Origin of the sequence: Kocuria sp. UBA5001 (assembly GCF_002398425.1) — a bacterium.
GTDB classification, from domain to species: Bacteria; Actinomycetota; Actinomycetes; order Actinomycetales; family Micrococcaceae; genus Kocuria; species Kocuria salsicia.
Map to the genome: position 1 here is coordinate 159,932 of NZ_DGYR01000009.1, position 9,948 is coordinate 169,879.

The following is a 9,948-nucleotide window of genomic DNA, read 5'->3' on the forward strand; positions in this document are numbered from 1 at the left end:
GGACCACCACGGTCCGAGCGGGCTCTGTCAACATCTGAGGTACAGAGAGGCCACGATTCCCTCAGGCCGGACGGGTACCTCTGCACCTCAGACTCATGCCCGAGGCGACGGCTTCGGCCGCCTGGGCAGCCGCGGGGCACGGGGTGCGCGGACGGCGTCGAGCAGCAGGAGCACCACGGCCACCCACACGAGTCCGAAGCCGGCCCAGCGCTCCGGGGGCATCTCCTCGTGGAACAGGGCGACCGCCAGGATGAACTGGCCGATGGGGGCAACGTACTGGATCATCCCCACGGTGCTCAGGGGCAGCCGGGACGCCGCCGCACCGAAGAGCAGCAGGGGCACGGCGGTGATGATGCCCGCGGAGAGCAGCAGCAGGAAGTGGCCGGGGCCCTCAGAGGTCAGCGTGATCTGGCCGTTGGCGCCCAGCAGCGCGACGGCCACGAGGGCGAGCGGCGTGATGGTGGCGGTCTCCGCGGTGAGCGTCACCAGCGCCGGGTAGCGGGAACCGAGGCGGGACTTCACGAGCCCGTAGAAGCCAAAGGAGAACGCGAGCCCCAGGGACAGCCACGGGACGGCACCGTAGAACACGGCCATCACGAGCACCGCCAGGACCCCCACCACGATGGCCGCCCACTGCAGCGGCCGAAGCTTCTCGTGCAGCACCACCACGCCCAGCAGGATCGCGACGATGGGATTGATGAAGTACCCCAGGGACGCCTCAAGGGTGTGGCCCGTGGTGGTGGCCACCGTGTAGAGCAGCCAGTTGCCCGCGATCAGCACACCGGCCAGGGACAGGGCGGCCACGGCCTGCCCGTCCCGGAAGACCCGCACGAACTGCCGCAGCCCGCGCGTCACGGCGAGCAGCAGAAGACAGAACGCCAGGGAGAACAGCACCCGCAGGGCCACGATCTCGTACGGGGTGGCCGGGGCGAGCACCACGAAGTACAGGGGCAGCAGTCCCCAGATCGCGTAGGCCCCGAACCCGTAGCCCACACCGGCCCGGGTTCTGCGCTGGTGGTCGGGCTCGGGGCCGGGGCTGAGGGTGGAAGTCACCGACCGATCCTATCCGGGGGCGCCCACCGCACTGTTCACGAGGGGTCACGCGTGCACGGCGGCTGCGGCGCCACCAACGACGGAGCACCCGCCCCCACGGGGGACGGGTGCTCCGGTGACGCGTCTGTTCAGGCGCCGGTCACAGGTCGAAGAAGCGGCTGAGGAAGCCGCGCTTCTTCTTGCCCTTGCGCTCGGCCTGCTCGTTGGTCTCGACCTCTTCGCCGTCCACGACGGCCGGGGCGGAGAGGTCGTCGTCCGGTGCGCCCGGACCGGCCACGGTCTCGCGCTCCACGACCTCCTCGCGCTCCTCACGGGCGAAGCGGTCCTCGCGGACGCCACGCTCGCCACGGCCGAGCCGCTCCTCGGCGGCGCGGGTGCGGTCCCGCTCGGGAGCACGGGTGTCCTCGCGGACCACGGTCTCCTCCTCGACCACGACCTCGCGCTCCACGCGGTCCTCGTCGCGGGCAGTCCCGAAGCGCTCCGACTCGAAGCGCTCTGCCTCGACATCCTGCGACTCGGTGCGGTGCGACTCGACGCGCTCCGGGTCCTGGCTGGCGGGCTGGCCGGCGGCGAAGTCCGGGTCCGGGATCCGGGACATGGCCGTGGTGTCCGGGTGCGGGGACGCGGCCGGACCGGCCGTGGCGTGCTCGCCCTGGGGACCGGGCAGCACCCGGGTCTCCACACGGCCCGGCGCGGCCGGCTCGTGGGTGGGTTCCTGGTCGAAGGGCTGGTCCGCCTCGTGCAGCTGGCTGGCGGGCACGGCGACGTCGTCAGCGGGCTGCTCGGGCTCGGGCGCCTCGATCTCCTCGGGGGCGAGCTCGCTGGGCAGCGGCTGCTCCTCGGCGTCCTGCCCGGCTGCGGCAGAGGGGGCGGGGGTCGACGCCGCGGCGGCGGCTTCCGCGCGCTCCCGGCGCTTGCGCTCGGCGTCGGCCTCGCGCTGCTCCTGACCCAGCTGCTCGGCGCGGTGCTCGGCGGCACGGCGGTCCTCGAGCAGGGCCTCACGGTGGGTGGCGGCCTGGCGCTCGAGCTCGCGCAGCTCGTCCTCGCCCACGGAGGGCTCGGCGGGCTCCACGCCCGTGATCTGGTGGTCGTCGAACCAGAAGCGCTGGGCGCCGTCGTGCACGGTGACCACGCACGTGGCGTCCGTGTCCCACTCCACGTGGGCGCCGCGCAGCTTGGCGTAGCTGGCCACGGCGAGGTTGTGGTCCACGGCGGTGTCCGTGGTGAGGGACTCGCCGATGACCTGCATCATGCGCTGCTCGGTGAGGCGGGGGAGCTCGAACTCCGGGCCGTCCAGCAGCAGCCACGCGGTGATGTTGCCGCCGGCGCGCGCGGGGTAGTGGGCGTAGAGGCCCGTGACGGCCTTGGCGGCAAGTGTGAGCCGGCGCGCGAGACCCTCCTGCAGCGGGAGCTCGTCCGTGGTCAGCTCGCCCACCTCGTGGCGCTCGCCGGCCTGCTCGGCCTGCACCGCCGCGGAGACCACGCGGGGGTTGAAGTGGCCCAGCTCGCGCCAGGACCACACGAAGGACCCGCGGGCCGCGGACTCCGTGCCCAGCAGGTACGGGGTCAGCGTGACGGGAGGCGTGGTCTGCAAGGTGAACGACGGCGCGGAGAAGTCCACGTCCCAATCCGCACCCTGGGACAGCTCGGCCAGCACTGCCTGGTACTCGGTGGAAATGAAGATCGACGCGTCGATCAGCTCCTGCAAGGTTTTTGTCATGGCTCCAGGCTAACAACTGGCCCGGACTCCCACAGCGCGGCGGTGCCCCGTTCGCTAGGCTGGGGGCGCGCGGCCCGGGACCTCCCGGGACTCCCCGCACCCTCGGACGACCTGACCCGGCGCGAGCGGGTCGAAGGGACACTGACACGAATGACCTCTGAGCCGCAGCCCGCATCCGGAGCCCCCACCACGGGCGAACGCGAACTCGTCGCCCGGGTGGGCGAGTGGGTGATGTCCGTCCTGCGCAGCGAACCGGGGTGGGACGCCATGCTCGTGGAGTTCAAGCCCCAGGGCGGGCGCGTGCACCTGCGCGTGATCGAGGACCGCGGCGGGGTGGCGACCCCCGGTGCGGCGGGTCCGATCAAGCAGGACAGCGCGGTGCTGGAGACCCTCGCGGAGCTGCAGCGCAGCTGCTACGTGCCGGGCCGCGGCAGCTGGTTCTCGGCGTCCGTGACGATCACCGCGAAGGGCTGGCCGGAACCGGAGCTGAGCACCACGGCGTCCTACCACTTCCACGACCTGCCGCACGTCTACGCGCAGGAGGGCCCGTACACGGCGCAGGACGTCCTCGCCCAGCTGGAGGCGTTCCCCCGCACCCGTGAGCGGACGCCGGAGTGGGCCGTGGAGCTGGCCGAGCAGGCCGGTGTGGAGCTGCCGTTCGCGGACTCGGCCGAGGACGCCTCCGGCGGGGACGTCCACCCCCGGCTGCGAGCCGCGGCAGAGGCCTACACCCGGGAGCCGGGGGAGCGGGCCATGGCCCGCGCCCTGCGCGAGGCACTGGTGGGAACCGTGCTGCTGGACGTCTCCGGCTCAGACCTGGTGCCGGGGGCGGACGGCCAGCCCGTGGGCCCGGAGTCCCACATCCGCGTGCAGACCGTGTCCCAGGGGGACGGCACGCGCGCCCTGGCCGTCTACACCTCCGCGGAGCAGGCCCGCGAGATGTTCTCCCGCAGCAACCGCAACGAGGAGCTCGCGGAGCCCGTGCTGCTGCGCCAGCGCGCGAGCGCCACCCTGGAGATGGTCGCCAAGGACCGGCAGTACGACGAGGTGGTGGTGGACCCGGCCTCCGAGCACGCCCTGCGGATCCCGCGCCAGCAGATCGAGTGGGTGGCGCGCTCCCCACACAACGAGGCGCTGAAGCAGGCGCTGCTGGACAACAACATGTCCGGCGTCCTGGGTGCCCTCTTCAACCCCGGCGGGCACCTGCTGCTCGGCACGCGCGAGCAGGGGGAGAACGCGGTGCCGGTCATGGTGCAGCCCTCGCAGGAGGGTGCGGCCCCGGACACCCTGCTTGTGTTCACCTCCGCCGCCGAGGTGGCCGCCCTGGACCCGCAGCTCACGGTGCGTTCCGCCCCCACCCGCCAGATCCTCGACTTCGTCCTGGACTCGGACGCCGCCGCCATCTGCATCAACGCGATCGCCCCGGTCACCACGCTGCCCACGGAGCAGCTGCGGGAGATGCTCGAGCTGGTCACGCAGCACGAGAAGGACCTCGCCGAGTCCCAGGGTGGGCAGCCGGAGGGTTCCACGGACGACGTCGCTGCTCCCGGGGTCTGAGCCCGGGCTCACCCACCGCACCCCATCCCACCACCGCGCCGTCGCTGTTCCCGGTTCGCAGCCACGTGAAAGGCCCCGCCCCCTCCAGAGAGGGAACGGGGCCTCTGCCGTAGCCGGGTCAGCGGGCGCGCGGCCCGCTCACCGGCGCGGGATCAGATGCCGTAGGCGTCCGAACCTGCGTTGCGGGCCTCGGCCTCGCGGACGCGGCGGCCGAGATCGGCGTCGACCTTCTCCCAGTACTGGAAGGCGGCCTCCTTGATCGTCGGGTCCGTCACGTCACCGATGTGACCGGCGATGTTCTCGACCGTCTCGGCCTTCTCCTCGTCGCTGAAGACCTCGCGGTAGAGGGTGCCGGGCTGACCGAAGTCGTCGTCCTCGGAGTGCAGCGTCGCGGCGGCGCGCAGCAGGTCCCCGTCCGACTCCCAGCGCATCTCGTCGGCCTTGACCGGGCCGGAGCCGGCCACAGGCCCGCCCTGGGTGTTGGGCGCGTAGACGGGCTGGTTCGGGTGCTTGAACGTGTACCGCATGGGCCCGTCCTGCGAGTAGGAGTTCATCTCCGAGCGGTACGGGAAGTTCACGGGCAGGTCCGCGAAGTTCGCGCCGATGCGGTGACGGTGCGTGTCCGGGTAAGAGAACACGCGGGTCATGAGCATCTTGTCCGGAGAGATCTCCACACCGGGAACGGTGTTGCTGGGGGAGAACGCCGCCTGCTCGATCTGCGCGAAGTAGTTCAGCGGGTTCTGGTTCAGCGTGAACTTGCCCACCTTGATGCGGGGGTAGTCCTTCTGGGAGATCGTCTTGGTGACGTCGAACGGGTTGAACCGGTACGTCTTGGCGTCCTCGTACGGCATGACCTGCACGTACATGGTCCAGGAGGGGAACTCGCCCTTCTCGATGGAGTCGTAGAGGTCGCGACGGTGCGCGTCCGCGTCCTTGCCCGCGATCTCCTCGGCCTCGGGCCCGGTCAGGCCCTCGACGCCCTGGTCGGAGATGAAGTGGTACTTGATCCAGAAGCGCTCGCCGGCCTCGTTGCTCCACTGGTAGGTGTGGGAGCCGTAGCCGTTCATGTGGCGGTAGGATTTCGGGATGCCGCGGGGGCCCATGAGGTAGGTGACCTGGTGGGCGGACTCGGGCGACTGGGTCCAGAAGTCCCACTGCATGGTGTTGTCACGCATGCCGGAACCGGGCAGGCGCTTCTGCGAGTGGATGAAGTCCGGGAACTTGATGCCGTCGCGCACGAAGAAGATCGGGGTGTTGTTGCCCACGATGTCCAGGTTGCCCTCGGTGGTGTAGAACTTCAGGGCGAAGCCGCGGGGGTCGCGCCAGGTGTCCGGGGAGCCCTGCTCACCGGCAACGGTGGAGAAGCGCGCCAGCATGGGGGTCTTGGTGCCCTTCTGGAACACCGCGGCCTTCGTGTACTGGGAGACGTCCTCGGTGATCTCGAGCTCGCCGAAGGCACCGGCGCCCTTGGCGTGCACCACGCGCTCGGGAACGCGCTCGCGGTCGAACGCCGCCAGCTTCTCCACGACGTAGGAGTCGTGCAGGACGATGGGCCCGTCCGGGCCCACGCTCAGCGAGTGCGCGTCGGCGTTCGTGGGGAGGGGCAGGCCCTCCTGGTTCGTGGTGAACGAGCCGGTCTTGCGCAGTCCGTGCTCGTGGGGAGTGGTGTCAGACATGGTTCCTCCTGGGTGATGGATGGGATCCGACGAAGGTGTGGACGGTACTACGGGGCCTCGGGGTCCTGCTGCGCGCCACTGTGCTGGCAGCTCGGGCAGATGCCCCTGAAGACCACCTCGGCGGACAGCAGCTGGAAGCCGTGGTCCTCCGAGGGTGTGAGACACGGAGCGTGTCCCACCGCGCACGGCACGTCCTGGATGACGCCGCAGGAGATGCAGTACGCGTGGTGGTGGTTGTCACCGGTGCGGATCTCGTACCGCGCCGGGGATCCGGGCGGTTCGAACTTCGACACCATGCCGATGGCCGCGAGGTCCGAGAGGACCACGTACACCGACTGGACGGAGATGGTGGGCAGGACCGCGCGGACCTGCTGCACCGTGTCCTCCGCGGTGGCGTGCGGCACGGCGTCCACGGCGTCCAGCACCGCGAGACGCTGCTTGGTGACCCTGCGCCCGTGCGAGCGCAGGTGCGAGGTCCACGCGTCCCGCGAGGGGTGCGTTTCGGCCGCAGCAGTGGTCTCCATGCGCCTCACTCTAATCTTATTCTGAGCCATTCACAATAGTTAGTGTGTCCTAAGTCGCAGGATTCCGCGGATTTCCGCGCCTTCCGAGGCCTCGGGGGGGGTCGGCACGGCGGCGGGGACGACGACGTCGCCCGGCTTCGTGGAGGGGGCCCGGGGCCGTCCCTCCCGGCCCCGGACAGGCTCGGGCGGGCCCGTGAAAAAAAGTTTCCGGATCCCGCGTCACGTTTTCCCTCCCCGTCTGTCTACACAGTGAATCGCGTGCGGGCCGCACGGGATTCCGGACGGTCCGATCGCTCGGGGCCGACGAGCCGGTGCCACCTCACGTACGGGGACACATCGCGTGGCACACGGTGGGCGAGAGCGACTCTCGGCCGGGCGGGCTGCCCGGCCAGGGGGGAGAGAGCGGTGCTAGGAGACGGGGGTGGAGCCGGTGGGGGCCGGCTCCACCCCCGACCGTTCTCCCGGCCCCGCATGGAGCAAACGCACTGCCGCTTCCCCGCGAGTGCTGACACAATGGAGGCAACCAGCACCCCCCTTCTTCTGCCAGAGAGCCTCATGACACACAGCGCAGCCCCACGCCTCGCGCGTCCCGAGGGCCGGGACGAGCAGCCCGCCAGTGACGAACGGCTGCTCACCGCTGTGCGCAACGGGGACTCCGCGGCGTTCGCGGAACTCTACGAGCGCCACCGCGGAGCCGCGCTCGCCGTCGCCCGGATGCACTCCCGCACCGAGTCGGACGCCCAGGACCTCGTCTCGGAGGCGTTCACGCGTGTGCTCGGGCTGCTGCGCGAGGGCAAGGGCCCCCGGGAGTTCCTCCGTGCCTACCTCGTGACCGCCGTCTCGCGCCTGGCGGCGGACCGCGCCAACGAGCTCACCCGCACCCGCCCCGAGGACCCCCAGCCGAACGGGCCGCTGGACCGGGTGGAGCTCTTCGACGACACCGTGGTGCGCCAGGTGGACTCCGCCGTGGTGGCCCGGGCGTTCGCGTCCCTGCCCGAGCGCTGGCAGGAGATCCTGTGGTACCTCGAGGTCGAGGGGCGCAGGCCGCGCCAGGTGGCGGGCGTCGTCGGCGCCCAGCCCAACGCGGTCTCCGCGCTCGGCAAGCGGGCACGCGAGGGCCTGCGCGCCGCCTACGTGCAGGAGCACGTCTCCGCGCGGGCGCTCGCGGAGTGCCGCGAGTTCTCCTCCCAGCTCGGCGCCTTCACCCGCGGTGCGCTCACCCCGCCGCGCACCAAGGCGGTCCAGGACCACCTGGACGGGTGCCGCCGCTGCACGGCGGAGTACCTGCAGCTGCAGGACCTGGGGCTCGGGCTGCGCGGCTGGATCCTCCCCGTGCTCGCCGGACTTCCCCTGTGGGGCGCCGAGGGCTCCCACCTGGCCACGGCACTCGCCGGCACGCCGCTGCTCGGCGCGGGTGCGGCGGCCGGAGCCGGGGTGGCGGCGGAGAGCGCCGCGGGCGCCTCGGTGTCCGAGGGAAGCACCGCCGTCGGCTCCTCTGGCGCAGGCGCCGCCTCCTCCGCCGGTGGGGTGGCCTCACTGGTGGGCTCCGGGGCCGGGCTCGCCGTCGCGGCCACGGCCGTCCTCGTCGCTGCCGCCGCGGCCGTGGGGATCGTGGCCGCGACCAACTCGGGCGGAGGGGACGCGGTCTCCGTGGCCGCCGAACCCACGCAGGGACTCGATGCCACCGCGGGTGACGGGGTGGCGCCCGGGGGTGGGCGGTCACCGGCCAGCGGGGACCGCCCGGCGGGCGCTGCGGAGGCCCAGGGTGCGGCCGGTGCAGACGCCGGTGACGACGACGCCGCGGCCGCGCAGCAGGCGGAGGGTGCCGGAACCGACCAGGACGCGGGAGCCGTGCAGGACGTCGACGACGCCGCACCGCAGCGTCCGGCGGCCGAGCCGTCCCTGCCGATCGTCATCAATCCCCCCGGTGCGGGCCTCTCGGAACTCCCCGGCACCACGCTGCTTCCCGATCCGCAGATCCCGTTGAATCCGCAGAACCCGCATCCGAGTGAGCCGGTGGGGGAGCCCTCCCCGGCGGTGTCGCCGGACCCCGCCCAGACCGGCGACCCCCTGCCGAGCGACGAGCCCCAGGTCACGGTGGGTCCGATCACCGACCCCACGCCCGGGGAGCCGCAGCCGAGCCCCTCACCCAGCGACTGCACCATCTCGCTGGAACCCGGAAACATCGACCTGTGCCTGCCGTGGTGACGGGCCGGGCGAACGGCGACGGGCGGCGCGGCGTCGTCGCCCTCGGGCCGCACCACGAACCCGCCACCGGGCACGGAAGCGCACACGAACCGACACGACCCACGGGCGCGAGCCCCGGAGGAGACCACTGATGCACCGGCACTACAACGGCGTGAAGACCGCACTGCTGCTGGGCGGGATGTGGGCGGTGCTGCTCGGGATCGGCTGGGTCATCGCCGGCGCCACGCGCAGCTCATTCTTCATCATCCTGTTCGGGGTGATCGGCCTGGCCGGCACGGCCTACAGCTACTGGAACTCGGACAAGCTGGCGTTGGCATCCATGCGCGCGGTCCCCGTGAGCCCGCAACAGGCGCCCGCCATGTACCGGATCGTGCACGAGCTCTCGCAGGCGGCCGGGCAGCCCATGCCGCGGCTCTACATCGCCCCGACCATGAGCCCCAACGCGTTCGCCACAGGACGCAACCCGGAGCACGCGGCGGTGTGCTGCACCGAGGGGATCCTGCAGATGCTCGACGAGCGCGAGCTGCGCGCCGTGCTGGGCCACGAGCTGATGCACGTCTACAACAGGGACATCCTCACCTCGTCAGTGGCGGCAGCCGTGGCCGGGCTGATCACCTCCGCTGCGCAGATGCTGCAGTTCGCGGCCCTGTTCGGCGGGCGCGGCAACGACAACCGCGGCGGCGGCAACTTGCTGGTGGGTCTGCTCATGGCGTTCCTGGCACCGCTGGCCGCCTCGGTCATCCAGCTGGCCATCTCCCGCACACGCGAGTACGACGCGGACGAGGACGGCTCCAAGCTCACCGGGGACCCGCTGGCCCTGGCCTCGGCACTGCGCAAGATCGAGGGCGGGGCGAACCAGAGGCCCATGGACCCGCAGGACCAGAGGCTCGTGAACACCTCCCACCTGATGATCGCCAACCCGTTCCGCGGCGGGGCGGTCTCCGGACTGTTCCGCACCCACCCGAGCACCGACGACCGCGTGGCGCGGCTGGAGAACATGGCGCGCTCCGGCGGCTTCTACGGCAACCGCTGACACGAGGGGACGGACGCCCCCGCCCGGGCTGGGTGGCGGCGTCCGTCCCGTTCTACTCGTCCACGAGCGGCGCCGGAAGCATTCCGGCGGCCGGGATCAGCGGTAGTTCACGAACTGCAGGTCGACCTCCAGGTCCGAGCCCTTGAGCAGCGAGATGATCTCCTGCAGGTCGTCGCG

Annotated in this window: 8 protein-coding genes; 3 read left to right on the forward strand and 5 right to left on the reverse strand. The window is 71.7% G+C overall.

The annotated features are described in order from the left end of the window. Positions 1 to 93 precede the first annotated feature (93 nt). Together rarD and B3G12_RS04665 are read right to left on the reverse strand one after the other, a co-directional pair. Positions 94 to 1,053 carry an EamA family transporter RarD gene (gene rarD / locus B3G12_RS04660; protein ID WP_290499369.1) on the reverse strand — a complete coding sequence of 320 codons (960 nt, stop codon included), beginning with the start codon at positions 1,051 to 1,053 and terminating at the stop codon, positions 94 to 96. A gap of 139 nt (positions 1,054 to 1,192) precedes the next feature. Next, a complete protein-coding gene (locus tag B3G12_RS04665) occupies positions 1,193 to 2,773 on the reverse strand; it encodes a DUF6882 domain-containing protein (RefSeq protein ID WP_144941695.1) in 1,581 nt (526 codons plus the stop codon). 150 nt (positions 2,774 to 2,923) lie between these two features. Here B3G12_RS04665 and B3G12_RS04670 point away from each other — a divergent pair, with 150 nt between their 5' ends. Then, entirely contained in the window at positions 2,924 to 4,330 is a 1,407-nt protein-coding gene (locus B3G12_RS04670) for an SseB family protein (protein ID WP_144941697.1), read from the forward strand. A gap of 152 nt (positions 4,331 to 4,482) precedes the next feature. Here B3G12_RS04670 and B3G12_RS04675 read toward each other — a convergent pair whose 3' ends face one another. Continuing rightward, positions 4,483 to 6,006 (reverse strand): catalase, encoded by a 1,524-nt coding sequence (locus B3G12_RS04675; RefSeq protein ID WP_144941699.1) that lies wholly within the window; start codon positions 6,004 to 6,006, stop codon positions 4,483 to 4,485. Positions 6,007 to 6,053: 47 nt separating this feature from the next. After that, a complete protein-coding gene (locus tag B3G12_RS04680; protein WP_055083244.1) occupies positions 6,054 to 6,530 on the reverse strand; it encodes a Fur family transcriptional regulator in 477 nt (158 codons plus the stop codon). A 555-nt stretch (positions 6,531 to 7,085) separates the two neighbouring features. Between B3G12_RS04680 and B3G12_RS04685 the strand changes: the two genes are divergently transcribed. Both B3G12_RS04685 and htpX read left to right on the forward strand, forming a co-directional pair. Continuing rightward, on the forward strand, positions 7,086 to 8,738 hold the full coding sequence (locus B3G12_RS04685; RefSeq protein ID WP_290499372.1) for a sigma-70 family RNA polymerase sigma factor: 1,653 nt from the start codon (positions 7,086 to 7,088) through the stop codon (positions 8,736 to 8,738). A gap of 130 nt (positions 8,739 to 8,868) precedes the next feature. After that, positions 8,869 to 9,771, forward strand: coding sequence for a zinc metalloprotease HtpX (htpX, locus tag B3G12_RS04690; protein ID WP_290499373.1), 903 nt, complete (start codon positions 8,869 to 8,871; stop codon positions 9,769 to 9,771). Between the two features lie 96 nt (positions 9,772 to 9,867). Here htpX and B3G12_RS04695 read toward each other — a convergent pair. After that, on the reverse strand, positions 9,868 to 9,948 hold an 81-nt coding region (locus B3G12_RS04695), incomplete at its 5' end, for a DUF520 family protein (protein ID WP_290499675.1).